The sequence below is a fragment of the Pseudomonas sp. SK2 genome (assembly GCF_016772395.1).
Classification (GTDB): domain Bacteria; phylum Pseudomonadota; class Gammaproteobacteria; order Pseudomonadales; family Pseudomonadaceae; genus Aquipseudomonas; species Aquipseudomonas taiwanensis.
Genome location: NZ_CP061944.1, coordinates 4,277,940 through 4,298,983, shown reverse-complemented (window position 1 = coordinate 4,298,983; position 21,044 = coordinate 4,277,940). Strand labels below are relative to the sequence as shown.

17 protein-coding genes are annotated in these 21,044 nt (G+C 62.9%); 2 read left to right on the top strand and 15 right to left on the bottom strand.

The window, feature by feature from the left end; all coding sequences use genetic code 11:
• Window positions 1–37: 37 nt before the first annotated feature.
• The 4 genes from IF103_RS19305 to IF103_RS19290 form a co-directional block, all read right to left on the bottom strand.
• Complete coding sequence (locus tag IF103_RS19305; protein ID WP_202675585.1) at window positions 38–2,884, bottom strand: valine--tRNA ligase; 2,847 nt, start codon at window positions 2,882–2,884, stop codon at window positions 38–40.
• 197 nt (window positions 2,885–3,081) lie between these two features.
• On the bottom strand, window positions 3,082–3,447 hold the full coding sequence (locus IF103_RS19300) for a hypothetical protein (protein ID WP_023382122.1): 366 nt from the start codon (window positions 3,445–3,447) through the stop codon (window positions 3,082–3,084).
• 5 nt (window positions 3,448–3,452) lie between these two features.
• Entirely contained in the window at window positions 3,453–3,881 is a 429-nt protein-coding gene (locus tag IF103_RS19295) for a DNA polymerase III subunit chi (protein ID WP_023382121.1), read from the bottom strand.
• 50 nt (window positions 3,882–3,931) lie between these two features.
• Complete coding sequence (locus tag IF103_RS19290; protein ID WP_023382120.1) at window positions 3,932–5,425, bottom strand: leucyl aminopeptidase; 1,494 nt, start codon at window positions 5,423–5,425, stop codon at window positions 3,932–3,934.
• Between the two features lie 300 nt (window positions 5,426–5,725).
• Between IF103_RS19290 and lptF the strand changes: the two genes are divergently transcribed.
• Both lptF and lptG read left to right on the top strand, forming a co-directional pair.
• Window positions 5,726–6,841 (top strand): LPS export ABC transporter permease LptF, encoded by a 1,116-nt coding sequence (gene lptF / locus IF103_RS19285; RefSeq protein WP_023382119.1) that lies wholly within the window; start codon window positions 5,726–5,728, stop codon window positions 6,839–6,841.
• On the top strand, window positions 6,834–7,895 hold the full coding sequence (gene lptG / locus IF103_RS19280; RefSeq protein ID WP_023382118.1) for an LPS export ABC transporter permease LptG: 1,062 nt from the start codon (window positions 6,834–6,836) through the stop codon (window positions 7,893–7,895). Before lptF ends, lptG begins: the two co-directional genes overlap by 8 nt.
• Before the next feature lie 256 nt (window positions 7,896–8,151).
• Here lptG and IF103_RS19275 read toward each other — a convergent pair whose 3' ends face one another.
• The 11 genes from IF103_RS19275 to arcA form a co-directional block, all read right to left on the bottom strand.
• Entirely contained in the window at window positions 8,152–8,640 is a 489-nt protein-coding gene (locus IF103_RS19275) for an RDD family protein (protein WP_023382117.1), read from the bottom strand.
• 92 nt (window positions 8,641–8,732) lie between these two features.
• Window positions 8,733–8,945 carry a cold-shock protein gene (locus tag IF103_RS19270; RefSeq protein WP_003257941.1) on the bottom strand — a complete coding sequence of 71 codons (213 nt, stop codon included), beginning with the start codon at window positions 8,943–8,945 and terminating at the stop codon, window positions 8,733–8,735.
• Between the two features lie 346 nt (window positions 8,946–9,291).
• Window positions 9,292–10,413, bottom strand: a complete 1,122-nt coding sequence (gene gcvT / locus IF103_RS19265; protein ID WP_202675583.1) for a glycine cleavage system aminomethyltransferase GcvT — start codon at window positions 10,411–10,413, stop codon at window positions 9,292–9,294.
• Window positions 10,414–10,439: 26 nt separating this feature from the next.
• Window positions 10,440–11,816, bottom strand: coding sequence for an L-serine ammonia-lyase (locus tag IF103_RS19260; protein WP_023382115.1), 1,377 nt, complete (start codon window positions 11,814–11,816; stop codon window positions 10,440–10,442).
• Window positions 11,817–11,948: 132 nt separating this feature from the next.
• Window positions 11,949–14,804 carry an aminomethyl-transferring glycine dehydrogenase gene (gcvP, locus tag IF103_RS19255; protein ID WP_027906578.1) on the bottom strand — a complete coding sequence of 952 codons (2,856 nt, stop codon included), beginning with the start codon at window positions 14,802–14,804 and terminating at the stop codon, window positions 11,949–11,951.
• A 10-nt stretch (window positions 14,805–14,814) separates the two neighbouring features.
• Entirely contained in the window at window positions 14,815–15,198 is a 384-nt protein-coding gene (gene gcvH, locus IF103_RS19250; RefSeq protein ID WP_023382113.1) for a glycine cleavage system protein GcvH, read from the bottom strand.
• Between the two features lie 289 nt (window positions 15,199–15,487).
• A complete protein-coding gene (gcsR, locus tag IF103_RS19245; protein WP_023382112.1) occupies window positions 15,488–16,996 on the bottom strand; it encodes a transcriptional regulator GcsR in 1,509 nt (502 codons plus the stop codon).
• 192 nt (window positions 16,997–17,188) lie between these two features.
• Window positions 17,189–17,557, bottom strand: coding sequence for a DUF5064 family protein (locus IF103_RS19240; protein WP_023382111.1), 369 nt, complete (start codon window positions 17,555–17,557; stop codon window positions 17,189–17,191).
• A gap of 57 nt (window positions 17,558–17,614) precedes the next feature.
• Window positions 17,615–18,544 (bottom strand): carbamate kinase, encoded by a 930-nt coding sequence (arcC, locus tag IF103_RS19235; protein WP_023382110.1) that lies wholly within the window; start codon window positions 18,542–18,544, stop codon window positions 17,615–17,617.
• Window positions 18,545–18,699: 155 nt separating this feature from the next.
• Window positions 18,700–19,710, bottom strand: a complete 1,011-nt coding sequence (locus IF103_RS19230) for an ornithine carbamoyltransferase (protein WP_023382109.1) — start codon at window positions 19,708–19,710, stop codon at window positions 18,700–18,702.
• A gap of 69 nt (window positions 19,711–19,779) precedes the next feature.
• Window positions 19,780–21,033: an arginine deiminase gene (arcA, locus tag IF103_RS19225; protein ID WP_023382108.1), complete on the bottom strand. Its 1,254-nt coding sequence runs from the start codon at window positions 21,031–21,033 to the stop codon at window positions 19,780–19,782.
• Window positions 21,034–21,044: the final 11 nt, after the last annotated feature.

Here is a 21,044-nt window from a genome sequence, read left to right as displayed (position 1 = left end):
GGGCGAAGCCCTCGCCGGTCAGATCAGCAATGTCAGGTTACAGCGCTGCAATCCGCGCATGCTGCTCGGTGAAGTTGGCCAGGGCCTGCTCGGACTCGGCCAGCTTGGCGCGCTCCTTCTCGATCACTGCAGGCGGTGCCTTGTCGACGAAGGCGGCATTGGACAGCTTGCCACCCACACGGGCCACTTCGCCTTGTAGACGCTGGATCTCCTTGTTCAGGCGAGCCAGTTCGGCGTCCTTGTCGATCAGGCCGGCCATCGGTACCAGCACCTGCAGGTCACCCACCAGCGCGGTGGCCGACAGCGGGGCTTCGTCCTGCTCACCGAGAACGGTGAACGACTCGACCTTGGCCAGCTTCTTCAGCAGTGCTTCGTTTTCCTGCAGGCGACGTTGATCGTCGGCATTGGCGTTCTTGAGGAACAGCGGCAGCGGCTTGCCAGGACCGATGTTCATCTCGGCGCGGATGTTGCGCAGGCCGACCATCAGCTGTTGCAGCCACTCGATATCGCCTTCGGCGGCGACGTCGATGCGTTCTTCGTTCGCCACCGGCCAGGGTTGCAGCATGATGCTCTTGCCTTGGATGCCTGCCAGCGGCGCGATGCGCTGCCAGATCTCTTCGGTGATGAACGGCATGAACGGGTGGGCCAGGCGCAGGGCCACTTCCAGCACGCGAACCAGAGTACGGCGAGTGCCACGGGCACGTTCGACCGGGGCGTTCTCGTCCCACAGCACGGGCTTGGACAGCTCCAGGTACCAGTCGCAGTACTGGTTCCAGATGAACTCGTACAGGGCTTGGCTGGCCAGGTCGAAACGGAACTGCTCGAGTTGGCGAGTCACTTCGGCTTCGGTGCGCTGCAGCTGCGAGATGATCCAGCGGTCGGCCAGCGACAGCTCGACGGCTTCGCCGTTCTGGCCGCAGTCCTCGCCTTTGTCCAGCACGTAGCGGGCGGCGTTCCAGATTTTGTTGCAGAAGTTGCGGTAGCCCTCGACGCGGCCCATGTCGAACTTGATGTCACGACCGGTGGAAGCCAGCGAGCAGAAGGTGAAACGCAGGGCGTCGGTACCGTAGCTGGCGATGCCTTCCGGGAACTCGGCCTTGGTCTGCTTGGCGATTTTCTCGGCCAGCTTGGGTTGCATCATGCCGCTGGTGCGTTTTTCCAGCAGGGCGTCGAGGGTGATGCCGTCGACGATGTCCAGCGGGTCCAGCACGTTGCCCTTGGACTTGGACATCTTCTGGCCCTGGCCGTCACGCACTAAACCGTGCACGTAGACGGTCTTGAACGGTACCTGCGGGGTGCCGTCTTCGTTCTTGATCAGGTGCATGGTCAGCATGATCATGCGCGCAACCCAGAAGAAGATGATGTCGAAGCCGGTGACCAGCACGTCCGTGGAGTGGAAGGTCTTCAGGAACTCGGTCTGCTCCGGCCAGCCCAGGGTGGAGAAGGTCCACAGGCCCGAGCTGAACCAGGTGTCGAGCACGTCGTCGTCCTGGCGCAGCACCACGTCGGCGCCGAGGTTGTGCTTGGCACGGACTTCTTCTTCGTTGCGGCCGACGTAGACCTGGCCAGTCTCGTCGTACCAGGCTGGGATGCGGTGGCCCCACCACAGCTGGCGGCTGATGCACCAGTCCTGGATATCGCGCATCCACGAGAAGTACATGTTCTCGTACTGCTTGGGCACGAACTGGATACGGCCATCTTCGACCGCGGCGATGGCAGGTTCTGCCAGCGGCTTGGTGGAAACGTACCACTGGTCGGTCAGCCATGGCTCGATGACGGTGCCCGAACGGTCGCCTTTCGGCACTTTCAGGGCATGGTCATCGATGCTCACCAGCAGGCCTTGGGCGTCCAGGTCGGCGACGATCTGCTTACGCGCGACGAAACGGTCCAGGTTGGCGTACTGGGCAGGCAGGCGGGTGTCGATCTGCTCGTTGACGGAGCCGTCGAGGTTGAAGGCCTGGGCGCTTGCCAGCACCATGGCGTTCTTGTCGAAGATGTTGAGCAGCGGCAGGTTGTGGCGCTTGCCGACTTCGTAGTCGTTGAAGTCGTGGGCCGGGGTGATCTTCACGCAGCCGGTGCCGAATTCCGGGTCGCAGTAGTCGTCGGCGATGATCGGAATGCGACGACCGACCAACGGCAGTTCGACGAACTTGCCGATCAGCGCCTGATAGCGCTCGTCGTTCGGGTTGACGGCAACCGCCACGTCGCCCAGCAGGGTTTCCGGACGGGTGGTGGCAACGACCAGGTGGTCCTTGCCTTCAGCGGTTTTGGCGCCGTCGGCCAGCGGGTAGCGCAGGTTCCACAGGTGGCCTTTCTCGTCGTGGTTTTCGACTTCCAGGTCGGAGATGGCGGTGTGCAGCTTGGTGTCCCAGTTGACCAGGCGCTTGCCGCGATAGATCAGGCCGTCTTCGTGCAGGCGTACGAAGGCTTCCTTGACCGCTTCGGACAGGCCGTCATCCATGGTGAAGCGCTCGCGGCTCCAGTCCACGGACGAGCCCAGGCGGCGGATCTGACGGCTGATGTTGCCGCCGGACTGCTCTTTCCATTCCCAGACTTTCTCGAGGAAGGCTTCACGGCCCAGGTCATGACGGTTCTGGCCCTTGGCCTCGAGCTGGCGCTCGACCAGCATTTGGGTGGCGATACCGGCGTGGTCGGTACCTGGCTGCCACAGGGTGTTGCGGCCTTGCATACGGCGGAAACGGATCAGGGCGTCCATGATCGCGTTGTTGAAGCCGTGGCCCATGTGCAGGCTGCCCGTCACGTTCGGCGGCGGGATCATGATGGTGTAGGACTCGCCTGCACCTTGCGGGGCGAAATAGTTCTCGGACTCCCAGGTGTTGTACCAGGAAGTTTCGATGGCGTGCGGCTGGTAGGTCTTATCCATGCGCGGCGGGACCCTATGGCATTTATTCGGGAAAGCCGGGAAGTATAACCAAGGTGGGGGCCGCAAGCGACACGCCTCTGTCATCTGTTGGCGCGGCGATGCCTGCTTCGCAGGTAAACCCGCTCCCATCGGGACCGCGCAGGCGCCTGCCGGTGGGAGAGGGCTTACCCGCGAAGGGGCGCCGCGAGACGTGGACCTTACTCGGAGCGCTTGATCAGGCGTTCCATGCGCGCATCCAGCCGGCGCTTGATTTCGGTCTCGATATGCGGGGTAAAGTCGTTGATCACGTCCTGCATGATCTGTTGCGCGGCTGCGCGCAACTCGCTTTCCAGGTGCAGCAGCGTGTCCTGGCGGCGGGTCTGCGGGTCATCCGCGGTGGCTGCAGGCACAGGCTCGGGTTCGACCGGCGGGTTGCCTGCCGGTACATCGAGCAACAGCGGAATCTGTTCCACCGTCTCGGTCAGCAGAGGCGGTTGCAGGTTGGCATCTCCCAGCAGCTGGCGAATCGACTCCAGGTCGTCGAGCAGATGGGCGGAATCGGGTAGGGCGGAAGGCTTGTCCATCGTCGTCAAAGTCGCTGTAAGCGGTGGTCTTGCAGAGCATAGCCCCGTTCGCGGTAGAAACGGAATCGTTCGCGCGCTGACTGGCGGATGCCAGGCTCCTCGACGACGATCTCGGCAACCCGTTCGAACTGGTCGACGAACCCTGGCACCGAGGCGCCGAGGTTGATCAGCAGGTCGCGGTGGTCGCCTGCATCGTCAGCCAGGCCCAAGGCCACTTGGGCATCGGCATGCGCTTCGGCCCGGTCGTGAGGCACGAAAGCCTCGCCCTTGAAACGCCACAGGCGCAGGTCCAGCTCGTCGCGTTGTTCGGCGTCCTGGCAATGCAGGTAGACGCGATGGCCGAGCCGCCAGGCCTTCTCGCACAGCTTGCAGGCGAAATCCAAGCGTGCCGACAAGGCGTCGGTGGGCAGGATGTAGAAATCGACTTTGCTCATGGTTTGGTCTACCGGCCGGTGGCGCACTGGGCGCCACCGGTTTCACGGTTTCAGGCGCCGGCGCGGTCCAGCAGGTACTGCGTCAGCAATGGAACCGGGCGACCCGTGGCGCCTTTGTCCTTGCCGCCGCTGATCCAGGCGGTGCCGGCGATGTCCAGGTGCGCCCAGTTGTAGGCCTTGGCGAAGCGCGACAGGAAGCACCCTGCGGTGATGGTGCCGGCTTTTGGGCCGCCGATGTTGCCCATGTCGGCGAATGGGCTGTCCAGTTGTTCCTGGTATTCATCGAACAGTGGCAGCTGCCAGGCGCGGTCGTCGGCGCGCTTGCCGGCGTCGAGCAATTGATCGATCAGCTCGTCGTTGTTGCCCATCAGTCCCGAGGTGTGGCTGCCCAGGGCGACGATGCAGGCGCCGGTCAGGGTGGCGATATCGATCACGGCCTGAGGCTTGAAGCGCTCGGCGTAGGTCAGGGTGTCGCACAGCACCAGGCGGCCTTCGGCGTCGGTGTTGAGGATTTCCACGGTCTGGCCGCTCATGGTGGTGACGATGTCGCCCGGGCGAGTCGCGCCGCCGCTAGGCATGTTCTCGGCACAGGCCAGCAGGCACACCAGGTTGATCGGCAGTTGCAGTTCCAGCACTGCGCGCAGGGTGCCGAAGACACTTGCCGAACCGCACATGTCGAACTTCATTTCATCCATGCCGGCGCCAGGCTTGAGGCTGATGCCGCCGGTGTCGAAGGTGATGCCCTTGCCGACCAGCACGAAGGGTTTCTCGCTTTTCTTGCCGCCCTGGTAGTTCATCACGATCAGCCGTGGAGGCTGGTCGCTGCCCTGGCCCACGGCATAGAAGGCGCCCATGCCCAGGTCCTTGATCTTCTTCTCGTCCAGCACTTCGACTTTCAGCGACTTGTGTGCCTTGCCCAGCTCCTTGGCTTGGTCCGCCAGGTAGCTTGGATGGCAGACGTTCGGCGGCAAGTTGCCCAGGTCGCGGGTGAAGGCCATGCCGGTGGCGATGGCGCTGGCGTGCTTTACGGCGCGCTCGGCTTCGGCCTGGCCGGCCTTGTCGGTCAGCAGGGTGACTTTCTTCAGGGCCCGCGGCTCAGCCTTCTGGCTCTTGAAGCGATCGAACACGTACTCGCCGTCGAGCAGGGTTTCGGCCAGCAGGCGGTACTTGCCGTAGTGAGCGTCGCGGTTGCTGACAGCGATGTCGTCCAGGGCCAGTACGGCATCTCCGCCGCCCAGGTTTTTCAACACACCGGCCACGCTGGCTACCAGCTTGCGCCAGGCGCGATCGCCAAGGGCTTCTTCCTTGCCGCTGCCAACCAGCAGCACGCGTTCGGCCTTGAGCCCTGGCAGGCTGTGCAGGAGCAGGGTCTGGCCAGGCTTGCCGGCCAGGTCGCCACGCTTGAGCAGGGCAGCAATGGCGCCGTCGGAGGCTTGGTCGACGGCCTTGGCGACAGCGCCGAGCTTACGACCTTCGCCTACTGGTACGACCAGCGTTGCGGTTTTCACAGATGCAGCAGCTACGCTTTTTACAACCAGTTCCATGTCAGGGTCCCCGAATGATCTTTACCGTAGGCGCTGAATGTTCGCGTGCGCCGGGCAGGCTTGGCCGCGTGGTCGCGTGCCAGTGGAAAAGCTGCCAGTTTGAGCCTGCGACAAGCGTGCTGACAACCCCGACGTGCGGCTTCATGCGCGGCCAAGTGACAGGCGCGGTCAATCACAGGATAATGCGCGCACTTTTATGGAGGTTCGCCTTTGGCGAACCAGCATTGGTCTGGCTGTACTACGTCATAGTCTGGCGCCATTGTTTGGCAGTCCGCCCCTGACAACCCAGGAGTGTCTGGTTTGATCGTCTTTCGTTATCTGTCCCGCGAGGTCCTGGTGACCTTGAGCGCCGTCAGCGCTGTGCTGCTGGTGATCATCATGAGCGGGCGCTTCATCAAGTACCTGGCCCAGGCCGCCCAAGGCGTGCTCGACCCGAGTGTACTGTTCCTGATCATGGGTTTCCGCCTGCCGGGTTTCCTGCAGCTGATTCTCCCACTGGGCCTGTTCCTCGGCATCTTGCTGGCCTATGGCCGGTTATACCTGGAAAGCGAGATGACCGTGCTGTCGGCCACCGGCATGAGCCAGCAGCGCCTGCTGGGCCTGACCATGGCCCCGGCGGCGCTGGTGGCATTGCTGGTCGCGTGGCTGAGCCTGAGCCTTGCGCCGCTGGGCGTTGCCCAGGTGCAGCAAATCATCAGCCAGCAGGACGCGCTGACCGAATTCGACACCCTGGTGCCGGGGCGTTTCCAGACCTTGCGTGATGGCTCGCGGGTGACCTACACCGAGCAGCTTTCGGACGACCGCATCAACTTGGGTGGCGTGTTCATCTCCGAGAAACGCTTCAACCAGGACAAGACCAAGGACCGCGCTCCTTCGGTGCTGGTCGCCGAGAAAGGTCACCAGGAAGTGCAGGCCGACGGCAACCGCTACCTGATCCTGGAAAATGGCTATCGCTATGACGGCAACCCTGGCCAGGCTGACTACCGTGCCATCAAGTACGACACCTACGGCGTATTGCTACCCAAGCCTGAAGTCAGCGAGGAAGTGACCGAGCGCGAAGCGATCCCGACCTCCCAACTGATCGGCCAGAAAGGCCTGCGTGAGCGCGCCGAGCTGCAATGGCGTCTGTCGCTGCCGATCCTGGTGTTCATCGTGACCGTGCTGGCAGTGCCGCTGGCCAAGGTCAACCCACGCCAGGGCCGCTTCCTCAAGCTGCTGCCGGCGATTCTTCTGTACATGGCCTACCTGACGATGCTGATTTCCGTACGTGGCGCCCTTGAGAAGGGCAAGTTGCCGATTGGCCTGGGTATCTGGTGGGTGCATGGACTGTTCCTGCTCATCGGCCTGGGCCTGATGTATTGGGAACCGCTGCGTCTCAAGCGCGCTGCCCGTCGTGCGGAGGTGGCCCATGGCTAAGCTCGATCGCTATATCGGCCAGAGCGTGCTGCTGGCCATTCTGGCGGTGCTGGGGATCATCCTCGGCCTGGCCTCGCTGTTTGCCTTCATCGACGAGATGGGCGACCTGAGCGACACCTACACGGTGATGGAGGCAGGTAACTTCGTCCTGCTGACCGCACCGCGTCGTCTGTACGAAATGCTGCCGATGGCCGCGCTGATCGGCTGCCTGGTCGGCCTGGGCAGCCTGGCCAGCAGTAGTGAGCTGACCATCATGCGCGCCGCTGGCGTTTCCATCGGCCGTATCGTCTGGGCGGTGATGAAGCCGATGCTGGTGCTGATGCTGGTGGGCCTCCTGATTGGCGAGTACGTGGCGCCGGTCACCGAAAACAAGGCCCAGGCCGACCGTTCCCTGGCCCAAGGCGGGGGAGAGGCACAAAGTTCCAAGCGCGGCATGTGGCACCGTCAGGGTGACGAGTTCGTGCACATCAACGCCGTGCAGCCCAACGGCCTGCTGCTGGGCGTGACCCGTTACCGCTTCGACAACGAGCGCAAGATCATCACGTCGAGCTTCGCCCGCCGTGCGCAATACAACCAGGATCACTGGGTGCTCAGCGACGTCAGCACCACGTATTTCCGTGGCGACCACACTGAAGTGGTGAAGGCGCCGCAGGAGCGTTGGGATGTCTCGGTCACGCCGCAACTGCTCAACACCGTGGTGCTGGCGCCTGAATCGCTGTCGATCACCGGGCTGTGGGACTACATCCATTACCTGTCCGACCAGGGCCTGAACAACGCGCGTTACTGGCTGGCGTTTTGGACCAAGGTGCTGCAGCCGGCGGTGACCGCGGCGCTGGTGCTGATGGCGATTTCCTTCATCTTCGGCCCACTGCGCTCTGTGACCCTGGGACAGCGGGTATTTACCGGTGTGCTGGTGGGCTTCGTGTTCCGCATTGGCCAGGACCTGCTTGGCCCTTCGAGCCAGGTGTTCGGCTTCCCGCCGCTGCTGGCGGTGGTGATCCCCGCCGGTATCTGTGCGGTGGCCGGTTTGTGGCTGTTGCGCAGAGCTGGTTGAGGTCAGTGGTGCATGCCGTGAGTGTTGCGGTGTGTGCCGGATCGAGCGCCGCCCGCGCGGCGCATCGCGAGCAAGGCTCGCTCCTACAGACGCCCGCGATACTGTGCCTTGCACCAAAGCGGTCGCGCGCAAATCCCACAGGTGTAGCTGGCCCGAAATAACCGTAGGAGCGAGCCTTGCTCGCGATGCGCCGCGCGGGCGGCGCTCGACCTATCGGACACCCTATCCTTCACGGCCTACACCCGAACGCTACCGATCAATTCTTCTGCTTCGGCACCCGCACCAACTGTGTCTCGGAATAGATGTCATGCCAGCCGCGCTTGCGCTTGTCGATCAGCGCCCAGAAGAACCCCATCCCCAGACACAGCCACGAAGCGATCGACACCACGAAGCGCAACAGCGCCTGCCACAGGCTAATGGCGCTGCCATCGGCGTTCTGTACCCGCACGCCCCACACCTGCATGCCCAGGGTTTGCCCGCCATGGGTCCAGAACTTGGCGAAGAAGCCGAACAGCGCGAACAGCAGAATCGTCGACAGCAGCGGGTCTCCATCCAGTGCGCCGGCATCGGTCAGTTCACGCATGCGGGCTTCACCGATGATGCTCATCTGGATCATCTTGTAGGCGCCTGCGGTGACGATCAGCAGGGCCGTACACAACAGAAAGTCATAGAACATCGCCGCCAGGCGCCGGCCGAGGCCTGCGGGTGGGAAATCTCCCTGGGGTGTGAGCAGAGGCTTGGACATGCGTTGCAGCTCCGAATGGCGAAGCCGGTATTCTACGGGCAAAAAAAAGCCCCTGCACTTGGCAGGGGCTTTTCTTCGAAGTCGGGTTCGGCTTAGCCGGCGACCTGAACCTTGTCAGCCTGCATGCCTTTCTGGCCTTGCACGGCTTCGAAGGTGACCTTTTGGCCTTCTTTCAGGCTCTTGAAGCCGTTGCCTTCGATAGCGCGGAAGTGTACGAACAGATCCGGACCGCTTTCTGGGGTGATGAAGCCGTAACCTTTCTCGTCATTGAACCACTTGACGGTACCGTTCTGACGCTCAGCCATTGTCTTATTTCCTATGAAGCTTAAATTTTTAATGACAGTTTCTTTCACATAATTCGGGGTGAAAGAGTACTGGGCTGGGTTGCAGGAAAGTAAGAGACGTCGAACGGGTTGTAGCAAATTGCGGCTACTGGCCCAGGTCACGAACTGTTGCGACCCATGCAAACACAGTGCTGTGACTCTACGCCAACTCCCGAGAGAAAAACAAGCCCTTCGCACTGTAGGAAATCAGCGATTTGCCGATAACCGACCAAATTGTCGGAAACGGCATGGCGCCTGGCCTGGCGCCATGTTCAAAAGTTATTGGACAGGTTCGAAAACGAATATGTCGAACCTCTCCCAAGGGCTTTCAACCGCGATAGTAACGTTGCGGAACAAAAGGCATTTTGCTGACTTTCAGGGCAACCTGCTTGCCGCGGACAACGGCAAACATAGGCGTATCGATAGCGCTGTGTTCGTTATCGACATAACCCATGGCCACCGGTGCACCGAGTGTCGGACCAAAGCCGCCGCTGCATACCTTGCCGACAGTCTTGCCGTTGGCGTCGACAATCTCCGCCCCTTCACGTACCGGAGTGCGTTCCTGGGGAAGCAAGCCGACCCGCTTGCGTGCCACGCCTTGCTGCTGTTGGGCATAAACCCGTTCGGCACCGGGGAAACCACCTGCGCGTGCACCGTCGGCGCGGCGGACTTTGGAGATGGCCCATAGCAGGCTGGCTTCGACCGGCGTGGTCTCGGTGTCCATGTCGTGGCCGTACAGGCACAGCCCGGCTTCCAGGCGCAGCGAGTCCCGCGCACCCAGGCCGATAGGCTGCACCTGCGGCTCGGTCAGCAGGCGGCGGGCCAAGGCTTCGGCAGCGTTGACTGGCACCGAGATTTCATAACCGTCTTCACCGGTATAGCCCGAGCGGCTGACGTAGCAGTCTTCACCCAGCAGCTTGACCGAGCGCAACTGCATGAAGGTCATGTCGGCCACTTCCGGCGCCAGGCGTTTCAGCACCTCGACGGCGGTCGGGCCTTGCAGGGCCAGCAGGGCACGTTCCTCGAACAGCGGTTGCACCTCGCAGCGGTTACCGATGTGCGCTTGCAGGTGAGCCAGGTCCTGGTCCTTGCAGGCAGCGTTGACCACCAGGAACAGCACATCGTTGCCCAGGTTGGCGACCATCAGGTCATCGAGGATGCCACCTTGGGCGTTGGTGAACATGGCATAGCGCTGCATGCCTACTGGCAGGTCGACGATGTCCACGGGCACCAGGGTTTCCAGGGCTTTGGCCGCATCGCTGCCGCGCAGGATGATCTGGCCCATGTGCGAAACATCGAACAGGCCGGCCTGCTCGCGGGTGTGCAGGTGCTCCTTGAGCACGCCCAGTGGGTACTGCACTGGCATGTCATAGCCGGCGAACGGCACCATGCGCGCGCCCAATTCGAGGTGCAGAGCGTGCAGCGGGGTCTTGAGCAGTGTTTCGGACATCGATGACTCCTTAGTTGTTTGTCGGGTCAACATTCGATGATGTTGACGGCCAGACCGCCTCGGGCGGTCTCCTTGTACTTGCTTTTCATGTCGGCGCCGGTCTGGCGCATGGTGCGGATGACCTTGTCGAGTGACACGTAGTGCTGCCCGTCTCCGCGTAAAGCCATGCGCACCGCGTTGATGGCCTTCACCGAGCCCATGGCGTTGCGTTCGATGCAAGGCACCTGGACCAGACCGCCAATGGGATCGCAGGTCAGACCCAGGTTGTGTTCCATGCCAATCTCGGCGGCGTTCTCCACTTGCTGCGGGGTGCCGCCCATCACCTCGCACAAGGCACCGGCCGCCATCGAGCAGGCGACCCCGACCTCGCCCTGGCAGCCAACCTCGGCGCCCGAGATCGAGGCGTTCTCCTTGTAGAGGATGCCGATGGCAGCGGCGGTGAGCAGGAAGCGCACCACGCCGTCCTCGCTGGCACCGGGGATGAAGCGCATGTAGTAATGCAGCACCGCTGGGACGATGCCTGCTGCGCCGTTGGTCGGCGCAGTGACCACTCGCCCGCCGTAGGCGTTTTCTTCGTTCACCGCCAGGGCATAGAGGTTGACCCAGTCGAGCACCGACAGCGCATCGCGCAGGCTGGCTTCCGGGTTGCTGCTCAGTTGACGGTACAGCGCCGGGGCCCGGCGCTTGACCTTCAGCCCGCCGGGCAGGATGCCCTCATGGCGGCAGCCGGCCGCGACGCAGTCCTGCATCACTTGCCAGATGCGCAGCAGCCCCGCACGGGTCTCGGCTTCCGGGCGCCAGGCGGACTCGTTGGCGAGCATGACCTGGCTCACCGGCATCTGCTGTGCGACGCAATGACCGAGCAGCGCCTTGGCGGTCTTGAAAGGGTAGGTGAGGACCGTGCGGTCCTCGACGATGCGGTCGTGGCCTGCCGCGTCCTCATCGACGACGAAACCGCCGCCCACCGAGTAGTACTCCCTGCTGCGGATTTGCAATCCGGCTGCATCGAAGGCGCGGAAGATCATGCCGTTGGGGTGATATGCCAACGGTTTACGGATCATCGCAAGGTGCTGTTTTTCGATGAACGCGATGTCGTGCTCGCCCAGCAGGCGCAGTTGACCGCTGTCGCGGATCGCTTGCAGGCGGGCGGGGATGGATTCGGTATCGACGGTATCGGGGTGCTCGCCTTCAAGGCCGAGCAATACCGCTTTGTCACTGCCGTGGCCCTTGCCGGTGGCGCCTAGCGAGCCATACAACTCGGCCTTGACGCTGACAGTGTGGCTCAACAGGTCGTCGCGGCGCAGCCCTTCGGCAAAGCGCGCGGCGGCGCGCATCGGGCCGACCGTGTGGGAGCTGGAGGGGCCTATGCCGATCTTGAACAGGTCGAAGACGCTCAATGACATGGTGGTTCCTCCTGAAGATTGTGCGACTGGTGTGCCGCCCGACCGCGACACAAGGCCGCTCCCCGCTCTTTGTCGGAGCGGCCTTGTGTCGCGATGGGGCCGCGACGCGACCCCTGAGTGCCACAGGCCGCCTCAGGCGTCCTGGTAGCTCTCGATCGACGGGCACGCGCAGACCAGGTTACGGTCGCCGAACACGTTGTCGACCCGGCCTACGGGCGGCCAGTACTTGGCCTCCACCAGGCTCGGCAGCGGGTAGACCGCTTGCTCGCGGCTATAGCCGTGAGCCCACTCGCCCACCAGCTCAGCTGCCGTGTGCGGGGCGTTCTTCAGCGGGTTGTCGTCCTTGTCCAGGCTGCCGTTTTCCACCGCGCGGATTTCCTCGCGGATCTGGATCATCGCATCACAGAAGCGATCCAGTTCTTCCTTGGATTCACTTTCGGTCGGTTCGATCATCAGCGTGCCAGCCACCGGGAAGGACATGGTCGGCGCGTGGAAGCCGAAGTCGATCAGGCGCTTGGCCACGTCGTCGACACTGATGCCACTGGTGTCCTTGAGCGGGCGCAAGTCGAGGATGCACTCGTGGGCGACCAGGCCATTGCCGCCGGTGTACAGAACAGGATAGTGCTCTTCCAGGCGGCGGGCGATGTAGTTGGCATTGAGAATGGCCATCTGCGAAGCACGCTTGAGACCGGCACCGCCCATCATGCGGATGTACATCCAGGTGATCGGCAGGATGCTGGCGCTGCCGAACGGCGCGGCGCATACCGCCCCTTCGGTGTTCTCGAGCGCGGCATGGCCTGGCAGGAACGGTGCCAGGTGCGACTTGACGCCGATCGGGCCGACGCCCGGGCCGCCACCGCCGTGGGGAATGCAGAAGGTCTTGTGCAGGTTCAGGTGCGAAACGTCGCCGCCGAACTTACCTGGGGCGCACAGGCCGACCATGGCGTTCATGTTGGCACCGTCGATGTACACCTGGCCGCCGTTGTCGTGGATGATCGCGCAGATTTCGCCAATCGCTTCCTCGAACACGCCGTGGGTCGACGGGTAGGTGATCATGATCGCGGCGAGGCGCTCGCGGTGCTCGATGGCCTTGGCGCGAAGGTCTTCGACATCGACGTTACCGCGGGCATCGCAGGCGGTGACCACCACGCGCATGCCGGCCATGTGGGCGGTCGCAGGGTTGGTACCGTGGGCCGACGAAGGGATCAGGCAGATGTCGCGGTGGCCTTCGCCACGGCTGCGGTGATAGGCGCGGATGGCCAGCAGGCCTGCGTACTCGCCCTGGGAACCGGCGTTAGGTTGCAGCGACACGGCGTCGTAGCCAGTGGCGGCGCACAGCATGGCTTCCAGCTCGGTGGTCATCTGCAGGTAGCCCTGGCTTTGCTCGGCGGGGGCGAACGGGTGCAGGTTGCCGAACTCGGCCCAGGTGACCGGGATCATTTCACTGGCGGCATTGAGCTTCATGGTGCACGAGCCCAGCGGGATCATGCTGCGGTCCAGCGCCAGGTCTTTGTCGGCCAGGCGACGCAGGTAGCGCATCAATTCGGTTTCGCTGTGGTAGCGATTGAACACCGGGTGCTGAAGAATCGCCGATTGACGCTGCAGCGCAGCCGGCAGGCGCGAGCCGGTGCTGGCGGCGAGGGCGGCGAAGTCAGGCTGGACCTTGTCGCCAGCCAGCAGTTGCCAGAGGGCTTCGACGTCAGCCTGGGTGCTGGTTTCGTCAAGGGACAGGCCCAGGTGGCCGGCGTCGATCTGGCGCAGGTTGATGCGCTGGGCGCGGGCTTTTTCATGCAGGTTGGCAGTGGCAGCACCGGTGGCCAGGGTCAGGGTGTCGAAGGCGGTCTCGCCCAGCACCTCGATGCCCAGGCTCTTCAGGCCGGCAGCCAGGATCGCGGTCAGCGCATGGGTGCGCTCGGCGATGCGCTTGAGGCCTTCCGGACCGTGGTAAACGGCGTACATGCTGGCGATGTTGGCCAGCAGTACCTGAGCGGTGCAGATGTTGCTGGTGGCCTTCTCGCGGCGGATGTGCTGCTCGCGGGTTTGCATGGCCAGGCGCAGGGCAGTCTTGCCGAAGCGGTCGATCGATACGCCCACCAGGCGGCCCGGCATGTCACGCTTGAACGCGTCACGGGTGGCGAAGTAGGCCGCGTGCGGGCCACCGAAGCCCAGCGGCACACCGAAGCGCTGGGCGCTGCCGATGGCGACGTCGGCGTCGAACTCGCCAGGCGGGGTCAGCAGGGTCAGGGCCAGCAGGTCGGCAGCAACGGCAACCAGCGCGTTGGCGGCGTGCAAGCGCTGGACCAGTTCCCGGTAGTCGAACACTTCACCGTTGCTGGCCGGGTACTGCAGTAGGGCGCCGAAGAAGGCACTGACATCGGTCAGTTCACGTTCGTCGCCAACCACGATCTCGATGCCCAGTGGCTCGGCACGGGTGCGCAGCACGTCCAGGGTTTGCGGGTGGCAATGGCGGGAGGCGAAGAAGGCATGGCTGGCCTTGTTCTTCGACAGGCGTTTGCAGAAGGTCATGGCCTCGGCAGCGGCGGTGGCTTCGTCGAGCAGGGAGGCGTTGGCGATCGGCAGGCCGGTGAGGTCGCTGATCAGGGTCTGGAAGTTCAGCAGCGCTTCCAGGCGGCCCTGGGAGATTTCTGGCTGGTAAGGGGTGTAGGCGGTGTACCAGGCCGGGTTCTCCAGCAGGTTGCGCAGGATCGGTGCCGGCGTGTGGGTGTTGTAGTAACCCTGGCCGATATAGCTCTTGAACAGCTGGTTCTTGCCGGCGATGGCTTTCAGTGCGGCGAGGGCGTCGGCTTCACTCTGGCCGTCTTCGCTGCCCAGCACGCTGGTGCCCTTGATGCTGTCGGGGATGACGGCGGCGGTCATCGCTTCCAGCGAGTCGAAGCCCAGGCTGGCGAGCATGGCTTGCTCGTCGGCGGCGCGGGGGCCGATGTGACGGGCGATGAATTCGTTGGCGGTGCCGAGGTTGATGGTCATGGTCGGTTCCTCAGGCGTCGTCGTTGGCTTTGATCAGACGGTCGTAGGCGTCCTGGTCGAGCAGGGCAGCCACTTCGCTCATGTCGGCGGGGACGAAGCGGAAGAACCAGCCCTCGCCCAGCGGATCTTCGTTGACCCGCTCGGGGCTGTCGTTGAGGCCTTCGTTGACGGCGACCACTTCACCGCTCAGGGGCATGTACACGCCGCTGGCAGCCTTGACCGATTCGACGGTGGACGCTTCGGCGCCTTTGTCGTACGACTGCAGCTCCGGCAGTTGCACGTAGACCACATCGCCAAGGGCGTTCTGAGCGTAGGCAGTGATGCCCACGGTGACGCTGCCATCGGCTTCGACGCGCAGCCATTCGTGATCTTCGGTGAAACGCAACTCGCTCATGGGAATTCCTCGGGAAGCAGGGCGTTGGGCGCGGTGGCTCCGCGCTCTTGGGGTTGGAATTCCCTTAGCAAATATGCGGCCAGTATTTAAAAACTCATTTAAATCAAAGACTTGCGTGATTACAGAAATGTTTCTGACATTTCGGTGGAATGAAAACGCTACAGAAGGCGCGGGTAGCAAAAGGGTTGGCGGATCAAACCCTTGCGTAGTGGCATTTGCAGGAGGGTGTATTGGTTTTGATACGGTGTATTGATTTCGATACGGAAGAGTCGCAACGCCCAGGCCAGGTTCAGGCTTTGCTGGGTATGCCGTACTTGCGCAAGCGCTGCGCAATTGCGGTATGCGAGGTTTGTAGTCGTCCTGCCAGTTGCCGGGTGGAGGGGTAGCTTGCGTACAAGCGCTGCAACAGTTCGCGCTCGAAATCTCCCACCGCCTGCTCAAGGCTGGCCACGTCGCCATCCTGCCCCCGCGCCACCGAGGTACCGGCGATGTCCAGATCGCCAATGTCTACCAGGTTACCCTCGCAAATGGCGGCGGCGCGAAAGATCACGTTCTGTAGTTGGCGCACGTTGCCTGGCCAAGGGTTGGCCAGCAGCGCCGAATGGGTGGCGGGCGCCAGGCGGCATGGCGGGCGCTGGATCTGGGTGCAGGCCTGCTGCATGAAGAAGTGGGCGAGCATCAGGATGTCCTGGCCACGTTCGCGCAGGGGAGGCACCTGCAGGTTCAGCACGTTCAGCCGGTAGAACAAGTCTTCGCGGAAGCTGCCTTCGGCCACCATGCGTTCCAGGTCGCGGTGAGTAGCGCTGATGATGCGTACATCGACCTTCACCTCGCGGTCACCGCCGACCCGGCGGAAGCTGCCATCGCTGAGAAACCGTAGCAGCTTGGCCTGTAGGTAGGGTGACATCTCGCCAATTTCATCGAGGAACACCGTGCCTTGGTTGGCCAGTTCCATCAGCCCCGGTTTGCCGCCGCGCTGGGCCCCGGTGAAGGCGCCCGGGGCGTAACCGAACAGTTCGCTTTCGGCCAGGCTCTCGGGTAGCGCAGCGCAGTTCAGGGCCAGGAAGGGCGCCGCATGGCGACTGCTGATCGCGTGACAGGCGCGGGCCACCAGTTCCTTGCCGGTACCGGTCTCACCGTGGATCAGCAACGGTGCGTCCAGGGTTGCCACGCGCAAGGCTCGGGCCTTGAGGGTGCGGATCACCGGGGACTCGCCGAGCAGAGCGTCGAAGCCTTCGGCATGGTCGTGGTGCAGGGCCGAAAGCCGCTCACCCATGCGGGTGGGTGGGTACAGGGTCAACAGGCCGCCGGCATTGGTGATCGGCGTGGCGTCCAGCAGCAGGCTCTGGCCGTTGAGCTGCATTTCGCGCATCGGCAAGTGGAAGTTATTGTCCAGCAGGGCCTGAAGCAGCCCCGGATCCCCGAACAGCTCCCCCACTGAGCGGCCAGCCGATTCGCGCCCGCACAGGGCGATCAGGGCGGGGTTGGCCAGCAACACCTTGCCGGCGCTGTCGACAGCCAGCACCGGGTCGCTCATTGCCGCCAGCAGGGCATCGAGTTGCAGGTGGCGGCGTTGGCCGGGGAGGATGTCGACGACCTCCACCGACTGCACGCCACGGACTTCGAACAGCGCGTCGTGCAGCTCTTCCAGTACAGCAGGGCTGAGGGTCGGCGCGTCGATGTAGACGTTCGGCGGGACCATCTCCACGGCGTCCAGGTTGAGGTTGCGGGCACCGAGCAGGGCCAGGACTTCCTGGGTGATGCCGACGCGGTCGATGAAGCTGACGTGGATGCGCATGGGGGGCAGAGCTTGTGGCCGTGGAGGGCGGTAGTATGCCTTGGGAGGGGGATTAAGCCCAATCGCCGCGACGGGCCAGCTGCCACAGGTATTCCGCATTATCTGAAGCGGCGGAGCACCTGTGGGATTGGCTGTCGTGCATTGGCTGTACCGGCGGCGTCGCCGGTAAGCGGGCTCCTGCGCGGCTTGCGGTCATTCCAGGTGTTCTGGCTTGATCGGGTCGCCCGATTTCACGTCCAGCTTGATGCGAATGTCTTCGAACATCGCGTCGTAGATCTTGTGGGGCGAAGAGAGCGTCTCGAATTTCTTCGGTGGGGGAAGGTGTGCCTGCGCTTTACGGCTCAGTACCATGAGAAAGCTGGGCAGCACTTGGTCTTTGGCCAGGAAGAACTTTTCATCGACATCCTTGCCCTCGATGCTGCCATGCATGCGGAACTGGATGCCCCGGCCTTCCCGTGGGTCTTGCGATGCTTCGTACTCGATGTTGAGGTCGTAGCTGTGGTCATTCTTGTTCAGCGCGTCGCGCTCGATATGTACATGACCTGGCTTGAACTGAGCCATGGCGAAATCCTCTGGAAGGTTGATAACGGCGGGCACCGTAGCACCCGCCGACTGCCATCAACGGTAGCTGATTCCCGGCGTGGCGGTGCTCACCCGCGTGCCGGCGGTGCCTTTGACGATGTCTTCGATGTTCTCCAGCGAGCTGATCACTGCCACTTTGCCGGTATGACGGGCGAAATCACAGGCGGCCTGGACTTTCGGTCCCATCGAGCCGGCAGCGAAGCCCAGGCGTTCGAGTTCGTCGGGATGCGCCTGGGCAATGGCTTTCTGCGTCGGCTTGCCCCAGTCAATGTACGCCGCATCCACATCCGTGGCGATTATCAGAAGGTCGGCATCCAACTGTTCGGCCAGCAGCGACGAGCACAGGTCCTTGTCGATGACAGCTTCGATGCCTTTGAGCTTGCGATTTTCATCGTACATGGTGGGGATGCCGCCACCGCCGGCGCAGATCACAATGCTGTTCTTTTCCAGCAGCCACTTGATCGGACGAATCTCGAAAATGCGCTTGGGTTTCGGGCTGGCCACCACACGGCGGTACTTGTCGCCGTCGGCCTTTACCACCCAGCCCTTTTCCTTGGCCAGGCGTTCGGCTTCTTCCTTGCTGTAGACCGGGCCGATGAACTTGGTCGGGTCCTTGAAGGCCGGGTCGTTGGCGTCGACTTCCACCTGGGTGAGCAGGGTGGCGAAAGGCACTTCGAAGGCCAGCAGGTTGCCCAGTTCCTGTTCGATCATGTAGCCGATCATGCCTTCGGTTTCGGCGCCCAGCACATCCAGTGGGTAGGCTTCATCGGGTTTGTAGGCCAGCCCCTGGAGTGACAGCAGGCCGACTTGCGGGCCGTTGCCATGGGCAATGACCAATTCGTTGCCGGGGTGAATCTTGGCGATCTGTTCGGTGGCGGTACGGATATTGGCGCGCTGGTTGTCAGCGGTCATGGGCTCGCCGCGGCGTAGCAGGGCGTTGCCGCCCAATGCAACAACGATACGCATGGGGAATGTCCTTTCATGTAAAGAGGTGAGTGAAGCTCAGGGGCTGGACACCGCCCCCTGTGGGCACCGGTTTACCCGTGAATGCGTGAGCAGCATCCGTGGCGAATCCGGGACTGACGCTTTCGCGGGTGAACCAGCGCCCACAGGGATTGCGGTTAGAGATCAGCCAGGGTCGACACCAGAATCGCCTTGATGGTGTGCATGCGGTTTTCTGCCTGTTCGAAGGCGATGCATGCTGGCGACTCGAACACGTCCTCGGTCACTTCGATACCGTTGGCCAGGTGTGGGTACTGTTCGGCGATCTGCTTGCCAACCTTGGTCTCGGAGTTGTGGAACGCCGGCAGGCAGTGCATGAACTTGGTCCGTGGGTTGCCGGTGGACTTCATCAGTTCCTTGTTCACCTGGTAGGGCAGCAACTGCTTGATACGCTCGCCCCAGGCTTCGACAGGTTCACCCATCGACACCCAGACGTCGGTGTGCACGAAGTCCACGCCCTTGACCGCGGCTTTCGGGTCTTCGGTGAGGGTGATGCGAGCACCGCTTTCTTCGGCGTACTTGTGGCAGCGTTCGACCAAGTCGTCGTGGGGCCACAGGGCCTTGGGCGCAGCGATGCGTACGTCCATGCCGAGCTTGGCACCGATCAACAGCAGCGAGTTGCCCATGTTGTTGCGGGCATCGCCCAGGTAGGCGTAGCTGATGTCGTGCAGCGGTTTGTCGCTGTGCTCGCGCATGGTCAGCACGTCGGCGATCATCTGGGTCGGGTGGTATTCGTCGGTCAGGCCGTTGAAGACCGGAACGCCCGCGAACTTGGCCAGTTCTTCGACGATCTCCTGCTTGAAGCCCCGGTACTCGATGGCGTCATACATGCGCCCAAGCACGCGGGCGGTGTCCTTCATGCTTTCCTTGTGGCCGATCTGCGACGAATTGGGGTCGATGTAGGTGACGTTGGCGCCCTGGTCGTAGGCGGCGACTTCAAAGGCGCAGCGGGTACGGGTCGAGGTCTTTTCGAAGATCAGGGCGATATTGTTGCCCTTCAAGTGCTGCTGCTCGGTGCCGGTGTACTTGGCGCGCTTGAGGTCGCGGGACAGGTCCAGCAGGTACTTCAGCTCGCGGGTGGTGTGGTGTTCCAGGCTGAGCAGGTTGCGGTTGTGGATATTGAACGCCATGACAGTTTCTCCTTGAGTTCGGTGATGTTCCGGCCACCACCTTGTGGGGATGGCCGGGCGTGATGGACGTTAGTAGTCGATGGGGTCGCGTACGATCGGGCAGGTCATGCAGTGGCCACCGCCGCGGCCACGGCCCAGTTCGCCGGCGCTGATGGTGATGACCTCGATCCCGGCCTTGCGCAGCAGGGTGTTGGTGTAGGTGTTGCGGTCGTAGCCGATGACCACGCCGGGCTCGATCGCCACCACGTTGTTGCCGTCATCCCACTGCTCGCGCTCGGCGGCGAAGCTGTTGCCGCCGGTCTCGACCACACGCAGCTTGACGCCCAGGTGCTCGCCGACCACCTCGATGAACGACTTGTTCTCGCGACGCACGTCCATGCCGTATGGCTTGCTTTCGTCCGGGCGGATGATGAACGGCACGATCTCTTTCACCACTTCCGGGAAGACTGTGACCAGGTCGCGGTCGCAGAAGCTGAAGACGGTGTCCAGGTGCATGGCGGCGCGGGATTTCGGCAGGCCGGCGACGATCACTTCCTTGACTGCGCCCTTGGCGAACAGGCTCTGTGCCAGCTGGCCGATGGCCTGGCGCGAAGTGCGCTCGCCCATGCCGATCAGCACGATGCCCTTACCAATCGGCATCACGTCACCGCCTTCGAGGGTAGACTGGCCATGGTCCTTGTCCGGATCGCCGTACCACACCTGGAAGTCGGCACCGGTGAACGCCTTGTGGAATTTGTAGATGGCGGTGGTCAGCAGGGTTTCCTGGCGTCGCGCCGGCCAGTACATCGGGTTCAGCGTCACGCCGCCGTAGATCCAGCAAGTGGTGTCGCGGGTGAACTGGGTGTTGGGCAGTGGCGGCAGGATGAAGCTGGAGTGGCCCAGGTATTCGTTGTACATCTTGACCACTTCGGCACCTTCGGTATCCGGCAGGTCCTGGCCGGCCACGCCGCCGATCAGGTACTCCGCCAGGCGCCGAGGTTCAAGCCCTTCGAGCCAGTGGCGTACTTCGTTGGTCAGCCCCACACCGACAGTGTCTGGAGTGATCTTGCGGTCGAGGATCCACTTGAGGGCCTCTGGCTGCTGCACGATGTCGGTCAGCAGGTTGTGCATTTCCAGTACATCCACACCGCGCTCGCGCATCTTGGTGACGAAGTCGAAATGGTCACGCTTGGCCTGTTCGACCCAGATCACGTCATCGAACAGCAGCTCGTCACAGTTGCTTGGCGTCAGACGCTGGTGCGCCAGGCCGGGCGAGCACACCATCACTTTGCGCAGTTTGCCGGCTTCGGAGTGGACACCGTACTTCTGTTTTTCAGCGGACATGGTTTCATTCC

What these genes read in the sequence shown, in the direction of transcription:
- IF103_RS19275 (WP_023382117.1), bottom strand. Translation starts at nt 8,640, where the DNA reads ATGTCCAAGCCTCTGCTCACACCCCAGGGAGATTTCCCACCCGCAGGC.
- gcvH (WP_023382113.1), bottom strand. Translation starts at nt 15,198, where the DNA reads ATGAGCGAGTTGCGTTTCACCGAAGATCACGAATGGCTGCGCGTCGAA.
- IF103_RS19290 (WP_023382120.1), bottom strand. Translation starts at nt 5,425, where the DNA reads ATGGAACTGGTTGTAAAAAGCGTAGCTGCTGCATCTGTGAAAACCGCA.
- lptG (WP_023382118.1), top strand. Translation starts at nt 6,834, where the DNA reads ATGGCTAAGCTCGATCGCTATATCGGCCAGAGCGTGCTGCTGGCCATT.
- IF103_RS19270 (WP_003257941.1), bottom strand. Translation starts at nt 8,945, where the DNA reads ATGGCTGAGCGTCAGAACGGTACCGTCAAGTGGTTCAATGACGAGAAA.
- gcvP (WP_027906578.1), bottom strand. Translation starts at nt 14,804, where the DNA reads ATGACCATCAACCTCGGCACCGCCAACGAATTCATCGCCCGTCACATC.
- IF103_RS19295 (WP_023382121.1), bottom strand. Translation starts at nt 3,881, where the DNA reads ATGAGCAAAGTCGATTTCTACATCCTGCCCACCGACGCCTTGTCGGCA.
- gcsR (WP_023382112.1), bottom strand. Translation starts at nt 16,996, where the DNA reads ATGCGCATCCACGTCAGCTTCATCGACCGCGTCGGCATCACCCAGGAA.
- IF103_RS19230 (WP_023382109.1), bottom strand. Translation starts at nt 19,710, where the DNA reads ATGGCGTTCAATATCCACAACCGCAACCTGCTCAGCCTGGAACACCAC.
- IF103_RS19300 (WP_023382122.1), bottom strand. Translation starts at nt 3,447, where the DNA reads ATGGACAAGCCTTCCGCCCTACCCGATTCCGCCCATCTGCTCGACGAC.
- IF103_RS19305 (WP_202675585.1), bottom strand. Translation starts at nt 2,884, where the DNA reads ATGGATAAGACCTACCAGCCGCACGCCATCGAAACTTCCTGGTACAAC.
- IF103_RS19240 (WP_023382111.1), bottom strand. Translation starts at nt 17,557, where the DNA reads ATGGCTCAGTTCAAGCCAGGTCATGTACATATCGAGCGCGACGCGCTG.
- arcA (WP_023382108.1), bottom strand. Translation starts at nt 21,033, where the DNA reads ATGTCCGCTGAAAAACAGAAGTACGGTGTCCACTCCGAAGCCGGCAAA.
- arcC (WP_023382110.1), bottom strand. Translation starts at nt 18,544, where the DNA reads ATGCGTATCGTTGTTGCATTGGGCGGCAACGCCCTGCTACGCCGCGGC.
- IF103_RS19260 (WP_023382115.1), bottom strand. Translation starts at nt 11,816, where the DNA reads ATGTCATTGAGCGTCTTCGACCTGTTCAAGATCGGCATAGGCCCCTCC.
- gcvT (WP_202675583.1), bottom strand. Translation starts at nt 10,413, where the DNA reads ATGTCCGAAACACTGCTCAAGACCCCGCTGCACGCTCTGCACCTCGAA.